Origin of the sequence: Agrobacterium burrii (assembly GCF_017313405.1) — a bacterium.
In the GTDB taxonomy this organism is placed as follows: Bacteria; Pseudomonadota; Alphaproteobacteria; order Rhizobiales; family Rhizobiaceae; genus Agrobacterium; species Agrobacterium burrii.
The window spans coordinates 248,170-265,022 of record NZ_JAFLNA010000010.1 but is presented as its reverse complement, the minus strand read 5'-3'; the positions used below and the strand labels follow the sequence as shown (position 1 = coordinate 265,022).

Below are 16,853 nucleotides of genomic sequence, written 5' to 3'. Positions count from 1 at the left end.
CCCAAGCGAAGGCCCAAAAAGGCGGCGGCAGGCCGATCTCCTCCAGCTCCTCCTCCGTCTTCAACCACAGCTCATGGGCTTCGGTGGCGAGATGTAGACGCAATTCCGGCACATGCGGCGGATGCATGATGGCAGCATTGTCGAGAATGAAGCGTTCGGGATCGGTCTTCACCGAAGGCTCAGTCCGGTGATTTCGGCGGATTGGCGAGGTTACCCATGCGGCAGACCTCCAAATATTCCTCTTCCGTCACCGGCTGCACGGAAAGCCGCATGGAGGTGACGAGCGACATCTTCTCCAGCTTGGGGTTGGCTTTCACATCCTTTAGCGAAACCGGCTGCGGCATATCGCAGACAGCGCGGATATCAACGCAGTCCCACTTCAGATCGCCTTCGGCAGTCGAGTCCGGATGCGACAGCGCGCAGACTTCAACGATGCCGACGACATCCAGCCCTTCATTCGAGTGATAGAAGAAACCCTTGTCGCCGATTTTCATGGCGCGCATATTGTTGCGCGCCTGATAATTGCGCACGCCGGTCCACTCTTCGCCCGCCTCGCCCTTGGCCTTCTGCATCTCCCAGGACCATTTGAACGGCTCGGACTTATAAAGCCAGTAATTCGCCATACCCGCTCAAGCTCCCGGATTGTTGAAGACCCAGTTATAGGGCTTCACATCAACGCTTTCGAACAGGCCCGCCTTGGCATAGGGATCGGCATCGGCGAGCGCCTTGGCTGCATCGATATCGGCTGCTTCCACGATGACGAGGCTGCCATCCGGCTTGCCTTCGGCATCCAGAAACGGGCCGGCGATCTTCAGCGTGCCCTCGGCATTCAGCTTGTTCAGATGTTCCAGATGGGCCGGGCGTGTTTCCATGCGCACGTTCAGATGGCCGGGCTTGTCCTTGCAGATAAACGCAAACAGCATTTTCGTCTCCTCGCTAGAGCATGTCTCCCAAAAGTGTCAGCGGTTTCGGGACCAGGACATGCGTAAAACTATTCAAAGGCCCCACCCTCATTCGGTGGTGATCGGCCGTGTCATTAATTGTTGCATGGCGCTTGCCACATCCAGATTGCCGTCAATGATGGCAGCCACCGCTTCGGTAACCGGCATGTCGACGGCATGACTTTCTCCGAGCCGGGCCGCGACGGCAGCCGCAAAAGCACCCTCCACCAACCCGCCGGACATGTCCTTGCCTTCACCCCGGCCAAGCGCGATGCCGAAACGCAGGTTGCGCGACTGGTGGCTGGTGGCGGTCAGCACCAGATCACCAAGACCGGAAAGACCGCGTACCGTATCGGCCTTGCCCCCCATGGCGACGATGAGACGCGACATCTCGGCAAGGCCGCGCGAAATCAACGCCGCCCGGGCGGAATCGCCAAGACCCGCGCCTTCGACGATGCCCGCGGCAATGGCGAGAACATTCTTCAGCGCCCCGCCAAGCTGCACGCCAATACGGTCGGTGGAGGCATAAAGCCGGAAGGTTCTGCCGGAAATCGTGGTCGCCAGCCGCTCGGCAACCGCTGCGTCTTCCGCCGCAATCGCCATGGCGGTGGGCAGGCCGCGCGCAATATCCGCTGCAAATCCCGGACCGGAAAGGACCGCAATCGGATGATGCGGCAGTTCCGCTTCCAGAAGCTCCGTGAGCAGGCGACCGGAGTTGCGGTCGATACCCTTGGCGCAGGTGACGATAATAGAGTCATTAGCCAGATAAGGACCGTAATGACGGGCCGCATCCGCGTGAGCCTGCGAGGGCATGGCGAACAACACGATACTGGCGCCAGCCAGCACATCCGGCTCGACCGAAAATTCAAGCGCATCCGGCAGTTCAACGCCCGGCAGGGTCGCTTCATGCACACGGTCGCTCCTGAGATCGGCCATCAGGGATGCATCACGGCCAAGCAGAGTGACGTCGTGCCGGTTTTCCAGCGCGATGACGACCGCAAGCGCGGTTCCGAAGGCGCCAGCGCCGATAACGACGATTTTCTCCCGCTGCATCAGGCCTTGGCTCCCCTTTTACCGAAACCGACCAATGTTTCCGCACTGCCATCAAGCGGCCAGCGCGAGCGCGGCGGTATCTCCAGCGGATCGGGCTCCTTGCCTTCCGCCATGCGCTCCAGCCCTGCCCAGGCGATCATCGCAGCATTATCGGTGCAAAGCCGATGCGGTGGCGCGACGAAGCGGAAGCCGTTGGTATCGCAAAGTGTCTGCAGGGTCTGACGGATTTCCTGATTGGCGGCGACGCCGCCGGCCACCACAAGAGCCGATTCTCCATCAATATGTGGAAATTCTTGCTTGAAGCGGGCAAGGCCACGGCCAATGCGGTCTTTCAGAGTACGTGACACCGCCTTCTGGAAGGAGGCGCAGATATCGGCAATATCCTGCTCTGACAGCGGCGCAATGGCAGTTGCGGCCTGCCGCACCGCTGTCTTCAGGCCGGAGAAGGAAAAATCGAGCCTGACCTCGCCAACCATCGGACGCGGCAGGGGAAAACGGTTCGGGTCACCCTTCGCCGCCGCCTTCTCGACCGCTGGGCCACCGGGATAGGGCAGGCCTAAAAGTTTCGCGGTCTTGTCGAAAGCTTCACCAAGCGCGTCATCGATGGTGGTGCCCCAGCGCTCATAATCGCCGACGCCACGCACCAGCACCAGCTGGGTATGGCCGCCGGAGACCAGCAGCATCAGATAGGGGAAAGACAGACCATCGGTCAGCCGCGCCGTCAGCGCATGACCTTCCAGATGGTTGATGGCGTAGAGCGGCTTATCCGCAGCCATGGCAATCGCCTTGCCGGTCATCAGCCCCACCAGCAGGCCGCCGATGAGGCCGGGGCCGGATGTGGCGGCAATGGCATCGACATCGGCAAGGGTGACGCCCGCCTGCTCCAGCGCTTCTTCCACCAGCGTATCCAGCGCCTCGACATGGGCGCGCGCGGCAATTTCCGGCACCACACCGCCATAGGCGCTGTGTTCCTCAAGCTGCGACAAAACGACGTCGGAGACGATCTCGCCACGACCGTCCGCATGCCGAACCACAATGGATGCAGCGGTTTCGTCACAGCTTGTCTCTATGCCGAGGATACGAAGAAAGGAGGTCATCAAATCTGTTCGTTCATTGCGATCATGCGCTGAGTTGGTCTAAGACAACTCCGGTAACAATGGATAGACGCGGATGCAAACAAAACCTTTCCGAATCGGCACGCGCGGCAGCCCTCTGGCGCTCGCACAGGCTTACGAGACCCGCAGCCGGCTGATGTCGGCGCATGGCCTGCCGGAAGACATGTTCGAAATCGTCGTGCTATCCACCAAGGGTGATCGGATAACCGACCGCGCTCTGTCGGAAATCGGCGGCAAAGGCCTGTTCACGGAGGAACTGGAAAACCAGCTTCTATCCGGCGAACTCGATATTGCCGTGCATTCCTCCAAGGACATGCCGACTATTTTGCCCGAGGGCCTGCATCTCTCCGCCTTCCTGCCGCGTGAAGACATGCGTGACGCGTTCATCGGCCGCACCGCGCCGACGCTTCTGGAACTGCCACAGGGTGCCGTCGTCGGCTCCGCCTCTCTGCGCCGTCAGGCACTGATCCGCCGCCTGCGGCCGGATCTGAGCGTCATCGTTTTTCGCGGTTTGGTCGATACCCGCCTGCGCAAGCTCGAAGAAGGCCAGGCGGATGCCACGCTTCTTGCCTTTGCCGGCCTGAAGCGGCTCGGCAAGGAGAATGTCCCGACGGAAATTCTCGACCCAAAGGAATTCCCCCCTGCTCCGGCGCAAGGCGCGATCTGTGTGGAAAGCCGCATCGGCGATACGCGCATGGACGAGCTGCTTGCCCCCATAAATGACAGGCCGACTTTTGACGCCGTGACCTGTGAGCGCGCCTTTCTGGCCGCACTTGACGGCTCCTGTCGCACGCCGATTGCCGGCTATGCCACCTGCGACGGCGAGGAGCTGCATTTTTCCGGCCTGATCCTCACTCCCGATGGCCAGACGAGCCACGGCATCGAAATCTCGGGCAACCGGATGGATGCGGCAAAGCTCGGCCGACAGGCCGGCGAAGAGGTGCGTGCAAAGGCGGGCAGCGCCTTCTTCGAAGGCTGGAGCTAAGCCGATGCGGATCGTCGTCACCCGGCCGCAGCGTTCGGGCGAAAGGACGGCCGCAAAGCTTAAGGCGCTAGGCCACGAGCCGGTGCTTCTTCCGCTGTTTCATCCTGTCCATCACGGCGAACGCGCCATCTCGGCGCTGTTCACCCCACTGGCTGCCATCGCGGTAACCAGCGCGGAAGCCGTGCGGGCACTGGACACCTTCGGAGAGCGACTGGCCCCGTATCTGTCGAAACCGCTTTTTGCCGTCGGCGGAGCAACAGCGCAAGCGGCGGAAAATACTGGCTTCAAACAGATATTCACCGCCTCCGGTGATGCCCTGGGTCTGACCGCGCTGGTGACGGAGCACCGCGCTCTTCTTTCCGAAAGGCAACCCCTGCTCTATCTCGCCGGCAGGCCACGTGGCTCCGTCTTCGAGGAAGGCCTTGCCGCAGCGGGCATTCCCTTCAGAACGGTTGACTGTTACGAGATGCTGCCCTCGGACATCGCCGAAAACACGCTCGAAACGGCCCTTCTCGACACCGCTGCCGATGTAGTCCTGCTCTATTCGTCCGAAGCGGCACGGGCCTTTTTTAGCCATGCGTCGGCGGAAAAATATGTGGCGGCTCTGGCAGCGGTCCAATTCATCTGCATCAGCCGCAATGTGCTTTCTCTGGTTCCGGAAATTTTCCGCTCAAAGGCCATAGCAGCCGAAGAGCCGAGTGAGGCGGCGATGTTCGAACTTCTGTGCCAGGACTCTGGAACCTAATTGGCGTTCGCCCCTTTCCTTTGCCGCCGTCACTGACTAGGTTTAGAATACTACAGGCAGAAAATGAGGTTGTCATGGTATCGGGAAAGCCGCCACGCCACTCCAAGTCCAAAGCCGAACCGGTCACAATCGACCTGGACGCAAAAGACGTGAAAGCAATTTCCGCCGATGGGGACGCTGCCAGGACGGACGAAGAGCCCGGTGACAAAACGCCGGCTGCGACGATAGAACCCAGCCTCCCGGAAACGAAGCCTGAAGCAGCAGCAACCGGCAATCCGTCCCCCGTCTGGGACCAACCGAAGAAAACCCCTATTGAGCCCGAACCCAATGTCGGCAAAGCGGACTCCGCAGCCGCCGGGCCGAAGGCTGAAAGCCCGGAGGACAAGCAGAAAGAGCCCGGCTCACCGGCTCCTGTTCCACCCAAAGTCGATACAAAACCGATGACGGATACTGCCGGGACGAGCGCCGCCGCAACTGCTGCTGCGGCTTCGAAACCGGCCTTTGGCTCCACAGCCTCCGCCAGCACATCCGGCAATGCCTCTGCTGCCAAATCCTCGACCGCAACCTCGTCTTCGGGACCGGCCAAGCCGTCCACCCCACAGCAGGCGGAGCGCAAACAGGCGGCAACCTCCGGCCTGATCGCAGCCGGTATCGTCGGCGGCCTTATCGCCCTCGCCGCCGCCGGCAGCATGCAATATGCCGGTATCCTGCCCTCCTCCAATTCCGGAAGAGCCGGAAGCGACGAGATCGCTGCACTGAAAACCGATATCACCGGCGTGCGGCAGCAACTCGCCAATGCCCCGGCAGCAGATACCTCGGCACTGGAACAGCGCATCGCAGCGCTCGAAGGCGCAAAAGGAGAGGCCCCGCAGGTGGATGGGCTTGCGGAAAAAGTCACCGCGCTGGAAGCCGCCCTGCAGTCGGAACGATCCGCGCAGGCCTCGGCAACGGCCGAACTGACGCGCCGCCTTACTGACGCGGAAACCAAGATCAACGAACCGCGCGACGATATCGAAGTCGCCCGCGCCATCGCCTCGGCCGCGCTGAAGGCCGCGATCGATCGCGGCGGTCCTTTCCTCACGGAACTCGATACGCTTTCCAAAGTCACTCCCGATGATCCGGCCATTGCATCGCTGAAATCCTTTGCCGCGACGGGCGTGCCGTCGCGCGCAGAACTGATGCAGAAATTCCCTGATGTCGCCAATGCGATACTGTCGGCCATCAATCAGCCCGACCCCAATCAGGGCATTGTGCAACGCCTGACCGAAAGCGCCTTTTCGTTGGTAAAGGTGCGTCCCGTCGGAAATATCGAGGGTGAGACACCCGAAGCCATGATCGCGCGCATGGAAAACAAGCTGCACAATGGCGATCTGCAAGGGGCGGCGCTGGAATGGAACGGACTTCCCGAGGCGGCCAGGACGGCGTCCGCCGATTACAAGAGATCTCTGGATGCGCGCATCGAGGTCGAAAATCTGGTGGGCGGCACGTTGAACCGCGCCATCACCAGCACCGGCAGGCAGGGGTAAGGGCATGACCAGAATTTTGACTTTCGCCCTCATCGTTCTGGCGCTCGGTTTTGGTTTCTCCTGGCTGGCCGACAGGCCGGGTGTGCTTTCCATCGTCTGGCAGGGCCAGCTGTACGAAATGAGCTTGATGGTCGCCGCCTCCATCATCGCGGCGCTGGTTGCTGCGGTCATGCTGGTCTGGTGGATCATCAACGCCGTGTGGACTTCGCCCAATGCCGCCCGGCGGTATTTCCGCGCCCGCAAGCGTGACCGCGGTTATCAGGCGCTCTCCACCGGCCTCATCGCCGCCGGCGCCGGCAACGCCATTCTCGCCCGCAAGATGACGGCCCGCACGCAAGGGCTGCTCAGCGCCGATCAGGAGCCGCTGATCCATCTGCTGGATGCTCAGGCCGATCTCATCGAAGGCAAATATGACGAGGCGCGCCGCAAGTTCGAGGCGATGGCCCGCGATCCCGAAACCCGCGAACTCGGCCTTCGCGGTCTTTATATCGAGGCCCGCCGGCAGGGCGCTTATGAAGCAGCCCAGCAATATGCCGAGGACGCAGCGGAAAAAGCCCCTTACCTACCCTGGGCCGCGCAGGCAACGCTGGAAAACCGTTGTCGTAATGGACAATGGGATGACGCGATCCGCCTGCTCGACCAGCAAAAGGCGGCCAGCGTCATCGAACGCGGCGAGGCGGAGCGACTGAAAGCCGTGCTTCTCACCGCCAAAGCCGGCGAAAAGCTGGAAAGCGATCCGATAGGCGCCCGCGAGGACGCCAAACACGCCCTCAAGCTCGCAAAGAGCCTCGTTCCGGCAGCGCTGATCGCAGCAAAATCCTATCTGCGCGAAGACAATCTGCGCAAGGCCGCCACGGTTCTGGAGCCGGTCTGGAAAACTGATCCGCACCCGCAGATCGCCGAACTTTATGTCCGCGCCCGCAGCGGCGATACCGCCATCGACCGGCTGAAACGGGCCGAGCGGCTTGAGAGCCTGAAGCCAAACAATATCGAATCCCTGTTTGCCGTGGCGCAGGCAGCGCTTGACGCCAAGGAATTTGCCAAGGCGCGGGCCAAGGCCGAAGCCGCAGCCCGCATCGAGCCCCGCGAAAGCATCTTCCTGCTGATGGCCGATATCGAAGAGGCCGAAACCGGCGATCAGGGCCGGGTGCGCTACTGGATGTCGCAGGCTCTGCGCGCACCTCGTGACCCCGCCTGGGTGGCGGATGGCGTCGTTTCGGAAAAATGGCTGCCGGTCTCGCCAGTCACGGGCCGTCTCGATGCCTTCGAATGGAAAGCACCATTTGGCCAGCTCGAAGGCCCCGTCGAAGACCTGACAATCGAAAATGCGATTGCCGCAGCGCCCGCAAGGACGGAGCCGGTTGCTAAAACAATCGTTGTCGAAGCTGCTCCCGAGCCTCGTGCCGAGCCGAAACCCGTTCCCGCCGCACCGATCGAGGTCACGCCGACCGTATCGGTTCCGAAGGAGAAAAAGCCTGTCATAATCGAAGCGCCGGTTGAGACCAAAGCAGCAGATGAAAAGGCGGAAGCCGTGCCCTTCTTCGGCGGCGCGCCGGATGACCCCGGCGTCAAGAAACCCGGCGCGGAAGCCGAACCCAAGACCCGGCTCAAACTCTTCTGACGAACAGGATATCGATGCTCAACCGGATTCAGTCGTTTATTCAAAACCTCGTCGGTCCGCATGCGGATGATTTCAGCCCTGATGATTTGAGGGTGGCAGTCGCCGCCCTCTGTTTTCAGGTGATGGAAGCGGATGGCACCGTCTCGAAAAGCGAGCGTGACCGCCTGCGTGGAATCCTGCAGGATTATTACCATCTAGATGCCCGTAAACTCGATGCTCTTCTCACCGCCGGTCAGGAGGCCGGCAAGGAAGCCGTCGATTATTACCGCTTCACCACCGATATCCGCCGCCATCTCGATGAAGATCAGCGCGTGGAGCTTATTGGAATATTATGGGATATTGTTTACGCTGACGGCGAACGAAGCGAAATGGAAGACCATGTGATCTGGCGAGTCGCCGATCTGCTCGGCGTTTCCGTTCGCGACAGGGTTCTGCAACGTCAGCAGGCCGCCACGCGGTCCGGGCCGGCTGAAGAAAGCGAAAACGAAGACGATGCTGTTTGACCCCTCCAGGCAACAGAGCAAACAACCTTCCCTGCTAGTCGTTCTGCATCAGGAGCGCTCCACGCCCGGCCGCGTTGGCCAGATGCTGGTGGAAAAAGGCTATCGGCTGGATATAAGGCGGCCTGCGCTTGGCGACGACCTGCCGCAAACGCTGGAAAAACATGCCGGCGCCATCATTTTCGGCGGCCCGATGAGCGCCAACGATCCACATGAGTATGTCAAAGCCGAAATTGACTGGCTGAAAGTGCCGCTGAAGGAAAACAAGCCGTTTCTCGGCATCTGTCTTGGTGCGCAAATGTTGTCCAAACATCTGGGCGGCAAGGTTGAGGCCGATAGAGAAGGCAAGGTGGAAATCGGCTGGTATCCGCTTCACGCTACCGAACATGGACGGCTTTTGATGCCGCATTGGCCGAAGATGGTTTATCATTTCCACAAGGAAGGGTTCGAACTGCCGCGCGGAGCCGAGCTTCTGGCATCGGGCGAAACCTATCCCAATCAGGCTTATCGGTATGGAAAAAATGCTTGGGGCCTACAGTTTCACGCCGAACTCACCCGCGCCATGATGCACAGCTGGGTGGTGCGCGGCGCACAGCGTTTCGGCATGCCGAATGCGCAGGTCGGCAGCCAGCACCTTGAGGGCCGCATGTTGTTCGACACGCCGCTCCGCTCGTGGCTCAGCAATTTCCTCGATCTGGTTTTTGAAGGCAAGGCGCAGCGCTGAAACCCATCGCCATCAGTGCGGTGCGTCGAGATTGTCGATCTTGCGCAGCTTCGAAAAACCGAGCGCCCAGATGACCGCGACAGCAAGCGTGCCTGCTCCGCCGATGACGACGGCAGGCACCGCTCCCACGACATGCGCCATGGTGCCGGCGCGGAATTCGCCCAGCTCGTTCGAAGCACCCACAAACACCATGTTCACCGCATTCACACGCCCGCGTACCTCATCCGGCGTCCAGAGCGCGATCAGGGTTTCCCGCACATAAACCGACACCATGTCCGATGCGCCCATGACCACCAGTGCGGCAATCGACACCCACGCGGTTTCGGAAAGGCCGAACACGACAGTGGAAACGCCGAAGAGGCCGACACCGATAAACATCAACAGGCCGGCATGGTGGCGAATGGGCCTGAAGGCCAGAATGACCGCGACGGTTATTGCGCCGATGCCTGGGGCGGCGCGCAGCAGACCGAGACCCCATGGCCCGAGCGTCAGAACTTCCTTGGCGAAAATCGGCATCAGGGCGACGGCGCCGCCCAGCAGGACCGCGAAGAGGTCGAGCGAAATGGCCCCAAGGACGATTTTTTCCTGCGAGATGAATTTGAACCCGGCCAGCATCGTTTCGAGGCTGATGGCTTTCGCCGGGCCGCGCTGTTCCGGCTTGTGGATCGTCACCGCCAGCGTTGCGGACACGATGAAGAGCACGAACGCCACGATATAGGCGACGGAAGCGCCGAGACCATAAAGCAGACCGCCGGCAACCGGACCGAGAATGGATGCCATTTGCCAGGAAGAAGAATTCCACGCGATGGCGTTCGGCAAATCCTCGACAGGCACAAGATTGGGCGCCAGTGATTGAACTGCTGGCCCCATGAATGCCCGCTCTATGCCAAACACCACAAGAATGGCGAAGACTGGCCAGGGAGAAAAGCTGTGCGTCAGCGTCAAGCCAAGCAGGGCGGCGGCGCAGCCAGCCGCGATCACCAGGCAAATGGCCATGATGCGCCGGCGATTGTGTCTATCGGCGACCGTTCCGGTCACGAGGATCAGAAGCAGCGATGGCAGAAACTGAAAAAGCCCGATCAGACCGAGATAAAAGGCGTTGCCGGTCACCTCATACATCTGCCAGCCGACTGAGACGCTAACGATCTGAATGGCGAAGGCTGAAAAAAACCGGGCGCTGAAGAAGCGACGATAGGAACTATGCCGGAATGCACCGAAACGGTTTTCGGCAGAAGGCAGGGACATCGGCTGGGTGCTCTCGAGAGAATATGAGACGTTTGCAATAGAGCGATATCACAAGAATCGCCAGCCCTATTGGCGCAACACTTGCCGGTTCACCAGCGAATGTCTAAATGTCTTGCAACCAAGATACGGAGATATTGATGCTTGCCCTGTTTCAGACCATCGATCTGGCTTTGAACCTCTATACGTGGGTGCTGATCGCCAGCGCCATTTTTTCCTGGCTTTACGCCTTCAACGTCATCAATTCCCGCAACCAGTTCGTGAATGCCATCGGCAGCTTTCTGGTCAATGTCACGGAACCGGCCCTGCGCCCCATCCGCCGCATTCTGCCCAATCTCGGCGGCATCGATATTTCGCCGATCATCCTGTTGCTGATCATCTTCTTCATCCGCTCCTTCATGTGGAACACGCTTTATCCGATGACCGTTTGAGCGGCTTCTGGCAGAAACACGATGATCATGTCCGCCTGTCCGTTCGCCTGACGCTGAGCGGCGGGCGGGATGCGATTGACGGCGTGGAGCAGGATGCGGACGGACGCGCTTATCTGAAAGCCCGCGTCAGCGCCGTGCCGGAAGACGGCAAGGCGAACAAGGCCCTGATTGTTTTGCTGGCGAAAAAACTCAGGCTGCCCAAATCTTCCATCACCTTCATTTCAGGCGAAACAGCGCGTAAAAAAATCCTCCGGATCGACACCGACCCGGAGGATTTCGAAGAGCGTTTTAATAAGCTTTCGGGTTAGACCTATCAGCCCTGCGCCTTGTAGCGCTCGATGGCTTCGACGATCAGCTTCTTGGCGACGTCGACATCCTGCCAGCCGCCCATCTTCACCCACTTGCCGGGCTCCAGATCCTTGTAGTGCTCGAAGAAGTGCTCGATCTGCTTCAGCGTGATTTCCGGCAGGTCGGTGTAGTTGTGAACCTTGTCGTAACGTTGCGTCAGCTTCGGAGCCGGCACAGCGAGGATCTTCTCGTCCTTGCCGCCGTCATCTTCCATGATCATGACGCCGATGGGGCGAACATTGATTACGCAGCCGGGAACCAGCGGACGGGTGTTGCAGATAAGAACATCGATCGGGTCGCCATCATCGGACAGCGTGTGCGGCACGAAGCCATAGTTACCCGGATAGGTCATCGGCGTGTAGAGGAAGCGATCGACGATCAGCGCACCGGCGTCCTTGTCCATCTCGTACTTGATCGGATGGCCACCGACCGGCACCTCAACGATAACATTCACGTCATCCGGCGGGTTCTTGCCTATGGAAATTGCATCGATACGCATTCGCTTCCCTCAATTCATCGGGTTGGATTTGGTTTTCGATACTGGGAAAGTCGCCGCAATGCAACATGGCTTTGGGCGGATAAGGCAGAATGCAAGATTTGAGGGTATCGCAATTGGGCATGCGGGGCGCAAACGGTCATAAAATCCACCCGCAATTTTTATCAGTTCCAGACGAAACCAACCTTGCGCAGTGACTTGCCGCCAAAATCTTCCATGCCCTCGGCAATATCCCGTCCGCCATGCGAGCGGAAAAACCGATTGGCCACATCGCTGTCTTCAAGGCACCAGACAACGATGCCGTTGCAGCCAAGTGACGTCAGTAGTCTGCGCGCTTCCGTGAACAGCAACGAACCGAGCCCGATGCCCTGATATTCCGGGCGCAGATAAAGTTCGTAGATCTCGCCGTCATGTGGCAAACCGCGTGCGCGACTGAGGCCCAGCGTCGCATAGCCCGCAACCACACCGGCCACCTCCACCACCAGCATGGTGGCAGACCCACGGGTCGCCTTCTTCCACCAGATTTCGCCACGGCGCTCCAGCATCTGCGTCAACGGCCGGTGCGGGATGAGCCCGGCATAGGCTTGGTTCCACGACAGACGGTGCGCTTCGGATATGGCGCGCGCATCATGCGGCTCGGCACGGCGAACATCGATGGATAACGTTTTCATAACGCGATTCTGGCCCCGGCCACGGAAACTTACCAGTCATAAAGGTTAACGCCGGCAAGCTTACCCACAGCCTATTCATGTGGACGACCAGGAAAAATTAACGCATCCTTAACCTTTCACACAAGCACCTTTCGACTCATGCACACATAAAAACGAATGCATAAAAAAACCCGGCTCGAAGCCGGGTTTTTTCAAATTCGTCACGACAAACCGCAATCAGACAGCAAGCTTGGCCTTTTCGAAACGCTTGCGGTCGTTGGCGTCGAGGAACATCTTGCGCAGGCGGATGGACTTCGGCGTCACTTCCATCAGCTCATCTTCCTGAATCCAGGAAAGAGCACGATCAAGCGTCATGCGGATCGGCGGTGTCAGCTTCACGGCTTCATCCTTGCCGGCGGCGCGGATGTTGGTCAGCTGCTTGCCCTTCAGCACGTTCACTTCGAGATCGTTATCGCGCGTGTGAATGCCGATGATCATGCCTGCATAAACCTTTTCACCCGGCTCGATGATCATCGGGCCGCGATCTTCCAGGTTGAACATGGCGTAAGCGACGGCTTCGCCCGAACCATTCGACAGCAGAACGCCGTTGATACGACCGGCAATCTGGCCCTTGAAGGGCTGATAGTCATGAAACAGACGGTTCATGATCGCCGTACCGCGCGTGTCGGTGAGCAGTTCGGACTGGTAACCGATCAGACCACGGGTCGGTGCGTAGAACTTCAGGCGAACGCGATTGCCGCCGGAGGGACGAAGCTCGGCCATTTCAGCCTTGCGCTCAGACATCTTCTGAACGACGACGCCGGAATGCTCTTCATCAACGTCGATCACGACTTCTTCAATCGGCTCCAGCAGGGTGCCGTTCTCATCCTTGTGCATCACAACGCGCGGACGCGACACGGCAAGCTCGAAGCCTTCGCGGCGCATGGTTTCAATCAGAACCGCCAGCTGCAATTCGCCACGGCCGGAAACGAAGAACGAATCCTTGCCTTCGGCTTCTTCGATCTTCAGAGCGACGTTGCCTTCGGCTTCCTTGAACAGACGGTCGCGGATAACGCGGCTCGTCACCTTGTCGCCTTCGGTGCCGGCAAGCGGGCTGTCGTTGACGATGAAGGACATGGTAACGGTCGGCGGATCGATCGGCTGCGCGGTCATCGCTTCGGTCACGGACGGATCGCAGAACGTGTCGGCGACGGTGCCCTTGGAAAGGCCGGCGATGGCAACGATGTCGCCCGCATGGGCTTCTTCGATTGCAGTGCGCTCGATACCGCGGAATGCGAGGATCTTGGAAATACGGCCAGTTTCGATCAGCTTGCCATCCTGACCCAGAACCTTCACAGCCTGGTTCGGTTTGATGGAACCGGAAGCGATACGGCCGGTGATGATGCGGCCGAGGAAGGGGTTGGCTTCGAGGATCGTACCGATCAGACGGAACGGACCTTCTTCAACCTTGGGCTCCGGAACATGTTCGAGAACCAGATCGAGCAACGGCGCAAGACCCTGATCCTTCGGGCCTTCCGGATTGACGTTCATCCAGCCGTCACGACCGGAACCGTAAAGGATTGGGAAGTCGAGCTGCTCGTCGGTGGCGTCGAGGTTCGCGAAGAGGTCGAAGACTTCGTTGATGACTTCTTCATGACGGCCATCCGGACGGTCGATCTTGTTGATCGCGACGATGGGACGAAGACCAACCTTCAGCGCCTTGGAAACCACGAACTTCGTCTGCGGCATCGGGCCTTCGGAGCTATCGACCAGAACGATCGCGCCATCCACCATCGACAGGATACGCTCGACTTCACCGCCGAAGTCGGCGTGGCCGGGGGTGTCGACGATGTTGATGCGAACACCCTTCCACTCCACCGAGGTCGCCTTGGCGAGAATGGTGATGCCACGTTCCTTTTCGAGGTCGTTGCTATCCATCACACGCTCGGCGACGCGCTGGTTGTCGCGGAACGAGCCGGACTGCTTCAGAAGCTCGTCCACGAGCGTCGTTTTTCCATGGTCAACGTGCGCGATGATCGCGATGTTGCGAAGTGCCATTGTTCAAAATCTCTGAGGTTGGGCGCTACAATGATGAGAAACGCCAATTTAGTTTGGCGCGCTCATAACCTTTTTTTTGCAAATGCGAAAGGGGGGCCTGTGTCATAAGCCCCCTGCGCTCAGGTTCTAGCTGAGAATTATGACAGTCTCTTATACAAGGCCGCGCTTCAAAAGCATGGCGTCCGGGCTCGGCATCCTGCCACGGAAGGCGAGATAGGCCTCTTCAGGATCCACGGAACCGCCGACGGAATAGATATTGTCCTTCAGCCGGCGCGCCATCTCACCATCAAAGGCATTGCCGGTTTCCTCGAAAGCGGAAAACGCATCGGCATCCAGCACTTCCGACCACATGTAGGAATAATAGCCGGCGGAATAGCCGTCGCCAGAGAACACATGCTGGAAATGCGGGGTCGCATGTCGCATGACGATGGACTTCGGCATGTTGAGCGCGGAAAGCACCTCACCCTGCACAGCCATTGGATCACCGACACCGTCGCGGGTGTGAAACGCCATGTCGACGATGGCCGAAGAAGTGAATTCCACCGTGCTGAAACCGGCATTGAATGTCTGCGCGGCCAGAACCTTGTCCAGCAACGCCTTTGGCATTGGCGCGCCGGTTTCATAATGAACTGCGTATTTTTCGAGGATTTCCGGCACCGTCAGCCAATGTTCGTAAAGCTGCGACGGCAACTCAACGAAATCGCGCGAGACACCCGTTCCGGAAACAGATGGGTAAGTGACATCGGACAACATGCCATGCAGCGCATGACCAAATTCATGAAACAGCGTGCGCGCATCATCCAGCGACAGCAGTGCCGGTTTTCCCTCAGCCGGTTTTGCGAAATTGCAGACATTGTAGATGATCGGTATCTCACCGACGGTGCCGTCCTTCAAGGGCAGCTTGTGCTGCGACTGGAACGAACTCATCCACGCACCGGAACGCTTGGAAGGACGGGCGAAATAATCGCCCAGGAACATGGCTCTCAAATCGCCTTTTTCGTCGCGGATTTCAAAAACCCGCACATCCGGGTGGTAGGCTGCGATGCCTTTTACTTCGGTGACGCGAATGGAAAAGAGCCGGTTGGCCACATCGAAGCAGGCCTCGATGATCTTTTCCAGTTGCAGATAGGGCTTCAACTCAGTCTCGGAAAAGCTGAATTTCCGCGTCCGCAGCTTTTCGGCATAATGACGCCAGTCCCACGGCAAAACCTCGTGATTCCTGCCTTCCTCGGCAATGATGGCGGCAAGCTCGGCCTCTTCTTCACCGGCGCGCAGCACCGCCTTTTCCCAGACCTGGCCCAGAAGGCCGTTCACGGCATCCGACGTTTTCGCCATCGTGTCGTCCAGCTTGTAGGCGGCGAAATTCGCGTAACCAAGAAGCTTTGCCTTTTCCTCGCGCAGTTCGAGCGTGCGGTGGACAATCTTGCGATTGTCGGTCTCGCCGCCGTTTTCACCCCGCGCCACCCAGGCCTTGAAGGCCTGTTCGCGCAAATCACGGCGTTCGGAAAAGGTTAGAAAAGGCTCGATGATCGAACGGGAGAGGGTAACCGCGAATTTCCCGTCTTCGCCATGTTCGCGGGCAGCACCCGCCATCGCATCGCGCAGAAAACCGGGAATGCCGGCAAGTTCGTCTTCCGTGGAAAGCAGCAGCTTCCAGCTCTTTTCATCCGCAAGCACATTCTGCCCGAAGCTCGCACCGAGACCGGCAAGCTCCTCGTTGATCGCCGCCAGCCGCTCCTGCCGGTCCTTCGGCAACTTTGCGCCGGAGCGCACAAAACCCTTCCAGTGGCGCTCGAGAACGCGCTTCTCCTCGCCCGTCAGCGCAAGCGACTCGTGCTTTTCCCACAATGTATCGATGCGCTTGAACAGGGCCTCATTCATGCCGATCTTCGAATAGTGCCGCGACATTTTCGGTGCGATTTCCCGCTCCAATGCCTGAATGGCGCTATTGGTATGCGCCCCCGCCTTGTTCCAGAACAGGGCTGAAATGCGCGAAAGCTCGTCGCCCGCCATTTCGAGCGCGGTCACGGTGTTTTCGAAGCTCGGCGCCTGCGCATTGCCGGCAATCGCATTGACTTCCTGCTCGTGCGACAGAAGGGCGGCTTCGAAGGCCGGGCCGAAATCCTCATCTTTCACCGCATCGAATTTCGGCAGACCGTTGTGACCGTTCCAGGTAACGAGTGCAGGATAAAGTGCGGTCTTGGATGGCATTTCATCTTCCTTGTACAATTCTAGATTAAAGCCATATGGGCACGCCCCCACCGCCAATTCAATATCCGGAATTTGGTGTGGAATACGCCGATGTCTTCACGGCAAAGTATTGACCGGTGCCACGGCGACATGATCTGGTTTGTTGAAATAATATCCCATGATGGAGATATGTATTATGGAGATTTATTCTTTAAGGTCCTCTAATAA

The 16,853-nt window shown here is 59.2% G+C and carries 17 protein-coding genes and 1 pseudogene; 8 read left to right on the top strand and 10 right to left on the bottom strand.

The window, feature by feature from the left end; genetic code table 11:
• From JZX89_RS28645 to tsaD, 5 genes and pseudogenes are all read right to left on the bottom strand, one after another.
• A pseudogene (locus JZX89_RS28645) lies at window positions 1-172 on the bottom strand (methyltransferase); the annotation flags it as partial.
• A gap of 7 nt (window positions 173-179) precedes the next feature.
• Window positions 180-623: an EVE domain-containing protein gene (locus JZX89_RS19270; RefSeq protein WP_003504993.1), complete on the bottom strand. Its 444-nt coding sequence runs from the start codon at window positions 621-623 to the stop codon at window positions 180-182.
• Window positions 624-629: 6 nt separating this feature from the next.
• On the bottom strand, window positions 630-923 hold the full coding sequence (locus JZX89_RS19265; protein WP_149900514.1) for a YciI-like protein: 294 nt from the start codon (window positions 921-923) through the stop codon (window positions 630-632).
• An 87-nt stretch (window positions 924-1,010) separates the two neighbouring features.
• Window positions 1,011-1,994 carry an NAD(P)H-dependent glycerol-3-phosphate dehydrogenase gene (locus JZX89_RS19260; RefSeq protein WP_149900513.1) on the bottom strand — a complete coding sequence of 328 codons (984 nt, stop codon included), beginning with the start codon at window positions 1,992-1,994 and terminating at the stop codon, window positions 1,011-1,013.
• Window positions 1,994-3,091 (bottom strand): tRNA (adenosine(37)-N6)-threonylcarbamoyltransferase complex transferase subunit TsaD, encoded by a 1,098-nt coding sequence (gene tsaD, locus JZX89_RS19255; RefSeq protein ID WP_207135044.1) that lies wholly within the window; start codon window positions 3,089-3,091, stop codon window positions 1,994-1,996. The genes JZX89_RS19260 and tsaD overlap by 1 nt, the downstream gene beginning before the upstream one ends.
• A 73-nt stretch (window positions 3,092-3,164) precedes the next feature.
• Here tsaD and hemC point away from each other — a divergent pair, with 73 nt between their 5' ends.
• The 6 genes from hemC to JZX89_RS19225 all read left to right on the top strand — a co-directional run bounded on the left by hemC (window position 3,165) and on the right by JZX89_RS19225 (window position 9,210).
• Window positions 3,165-4,094, top strand: a complete 930-nt coding sequence (gene hemC, locus JZX89_RS19250) for a hydroxymethylbilane synthase (RefSeq protein ID WP_207135043.1) — start codon at window positions 3,165-3,167, stop codon at window positions 4,092-4,094.
• A gap of 4 nt (window positions 4,095-4,098) precedes the next feature.
• Window positions 4,099-4,839 (top strand): uroporphyrinogen-III synthase, encoded by a 741-nt coding sequence (locus JZX89_RS19245; protein ID WP_207135042.1) that lies wholly within the window; start codon window positions 4,099-4,101, stop codon window positions 4,837-4,839.
• A gap of 74 nt (window positions 4,840-4,913) precedes the next feature.
• Entirely contained in the window at window positions 4,914-6,365 is a 1,452-nt protein-coding gene (locus JZX89_RS19240; protein WP_207135041.1) for a COG4223 family protein, read from the top strand.
• A 4-nt stretch (window positions 6,366-6,369) separates the two neighbouring features.
• On the top strand, window positions 6,370-7,986 hold the full coding sequence (locus JZX89_RS19235; RefSeq protein ID WP_207135040.1) for a heme biosynthesis protein HemY: 1,617 nt from the start codon (window positions 6,370-6,372) through the stop codon (window positions 7,984-7,986).
• 14 nt (window positions 7,987-8,000) lie between these two features.
• Complete coding sequence (locus tag JZX89_RS19230; protein ID WP_207135039.1) at window positions 8,001-8,489, top strand: tellurite resistance TerB family protein; 489 nt, start codon at window positions 8,001-8,003, stop codon at window positions 8,487-8,489.
• Entirely contained in the window at window positions 8,479-9,210 is a 732-nt protein-coding gene (locus JZX89_RS19225; RefSeq protein WP_207135038.1) for a glutamine amidotransferase, read from the top strand. The genes JZX89_RS19230 and JZX89_RS19225 overlap by 11 nt, the downstream gene beginning before the upstream one ends.
• Before the next feature lie 12 nt (window positions 9,211-9,222).
• Here JZX89_RS19225 and JZX89_RS19220 read toward each other — a convergent pair whose 3' ends face one another.
• Window positions 9,223-10,455, bottom strand: coding sequence for an MFS transporter (locus tag JZX89_RS19220; protein WP_149900505.1), 1,233 nt, complete (start codon window positions 10,453-10,455; stop codon window positions 9,223-9,225).
• Window positions 10,456-10,592: 137 nt separating this feature from the next.
• On the opposite strand from JZX89_RS19220, the gene JZX89_RS19215 reads away from it, so the two are divergent.
• Together JZX89_RS19215 and JZX89_RS19210 are read left to right on the top strand one after the other, a co-directional pair.
• Window positions 10,593-10,883, top strand: coding sequence for a YggT family protein (locus tag JZX89_RS19215; protein WP_003492418.1), 291 nt, complete (start codon window positions 10,593-10,595; stop codon window positions 10,881-10,883).
• Window positions 10,880-11,191, top strand: coding sequence for a DUF167 domain-containing protein (locus JZX89_RS19210; protein ID WP_207135037.1), 312 nt, complete (start codon window positions 10,880-10,882; stop codon window positions 11,189-11,191). The genes JZX89_RS19215 and JZX89_RS19210 overlap by 4 nt, the downstream gene beginning before the upstream one ends.
• Before the next feature lie 5 nt (window positions 11,192-11,196).
• On the opposite strand, the gene ppa is transcribed toward JZX89_RS19210, so the two are convergent.
• The 4 genes from ppa to JZX89_RS19190 form a co-directional block, all read right to left on the bottom strand.
• Window positions 11,197-11,730, bottom strand: a complete 534-nt coding sequence (gene ppa, locus JZX89_RS19205; RefSeq protein WP_149900503.1) for an inorganic diphosphatase — start codon at window positions 11,728-11,730, stop codon at window positions 11,197-11,199.
• A 161-nt stretch (window positions 11,731-11,891) separates the two neighbouring features.
• On the bottom strand, window positions 11,892-12,398 hold the full coding sequence (locus tag JZX89_RS19200) for a GNAT family N-acetyltransferase (protein WP_149900502.1): 507 nt from the start codon (window positions 12,396-12,398) through the stop codon (window positions 11,892-11,894).
• A 216-nt stretch (window positions 12,399-12,614) separates the two neighbouring features.
• Window positions 12,615-14,435, bottom strand: a complete 1,821-nt coding sequence (gene typA / locus JZX89_RS19195; RefSeq protein ID WP_149900501.1) for a translational GTPase TypA — start codon at window positions 14,433-14,435, stop codon at window positions 12,615-12,617.
• Window positions 14,436-14,585: 150 nt separating this feature from the next.
• Window positions 14,586-16,646, bottom strand: a complete 2,061-nt coding sequence (locus tag JZX89_RS19190) for a M3 family metallopeptidase (RefSeq protein ID WP_207135036.1) — start codon at window positions 16,644-16,646, stop codon at window positions 14,586-14,588.
• Window positions 16,647-16,853 lie beyond the last annotated feature (207 nt).

What these genes read in the sequence shown, in the direction of transcription:
- JZX89_RS19270 (WP_003504993.1), bottom strand. Translation starts at nt 623, where the DNA reads ATGGCGAATTACTGGCTTTATAAGTCCGAGCCGTTCAAATGGTCCTGG.
- JZX89_RS19265 (WP_149900514.1), bottom strand. Translation starts at nt 923, where the DNA reads ATGCTGTTTGCGTTTATCTGCAAGGACAAGCCCGGCCATCTGAACGTG.
- JZX89_RS19260 (WP_149900513.1), bottom strand. Translation starts at nt 1,994, where the DNA reads ATGCAGCGGGAGAAAATCGTCGTTATCGGCGCTGGCGCCTTCGGAACC.
- tsaD (WP_207135044.1), bottom strand. Translation starts at nt 3,091, where the DNA reads ATGACCTCCTTTCTTCGTATCCTCGGCATAGAGACAAGCTGTGACGAA.
- hemC (WP_207135043.1), top strand. Translation starts at nt 3,165, where the DNA reads ATGCAAACAAAACCTTTCCGAATCGGCACGCGCGGCAGCCCTCTGGCG.
- JZX89_RS19245 (WP_207135042.1), top strand. Translation starts at nt 4,099, where the DNA reads ATGCGGATCGTCGTCACCCGGCCGCAGCGTTCGGGCGAAAGGACGGCC.
- JZX89_RS19240 (WP_207135041.1), top strand. Translation starts at nt 4,914, where the DNA reads ATGGTATCGGGAAAGCCGCCACGCCACTCCAAGTCCAAAGCCGAACCG.
- JZX89_RS19235 (WP_207135040.1), top strand. Translation starts at nt 6,370, where the DNA reads ATGACCAGAATTTTGACTTTCGCCCTCATCGTTCTGGCGCTCGGTTTT.
- JZX89_RS19230 (WP_207135039.1), top strand. Translation starts at nt 8,001, where the DNA reads ATGCTCAACCGGATTCAGTCGTTTATTCAAAACCTCGTCGGTCCGCAT.
- JZX89_RS19225 (WP_207135038.1), top strand. Translation starts at nt 8,479, where the DNA reads ATGCTGTTTGACCCCTCCAGGCAACAGAGCAAACAACCTTCCCTGCTA.
- JZX89_RS19220 (WP_149900505.1), bottom strand. Translation starts at nt 10,455, where the DNA reads ATGTCCCTGCCTTCTGCCGAAAACCGTTTCGGTGCATTCCGGCATAGT.
- JZX89_RS19215 (WP_003492418.1), top strand. Translation starts at nt 10,593, where the DNA reads ATGCTTGCCCTGTTTCAGACCATCGATCTGGCTTTGAACCTCTATACG.
- ppa (WP_149900503.1), bottom strand. Translation starts at nt 11,730, where the DNA reads ATGCGTATCGATGCAATTTCCATAGGCAAGAACCCGCCGGATGACGTG.
- JZX89_RS19200 (WP_149900502.1), bottom strand. Translation starts at nt 12,398, where the DNA reads ATGAAAACGTTATCCATCGATGTTCGCCGTGCCGAGCCGCATGATGCG.
- typA (WP_149900501.1), bottom strand. Translation starts at nt 14,435, where the DNA reads ATGGCACTTCGCAACATCGCGATCATCGCGCACGTTGACCATGGAAAA.
- JZX89_RS19190 (WP_207135036.1), bottom strand. Translation starts at nt 16,646, where the DNA reads ATGCCATCCAAGACCGCACTTTATCCTGCACTCGTTACCTGGAACGGT.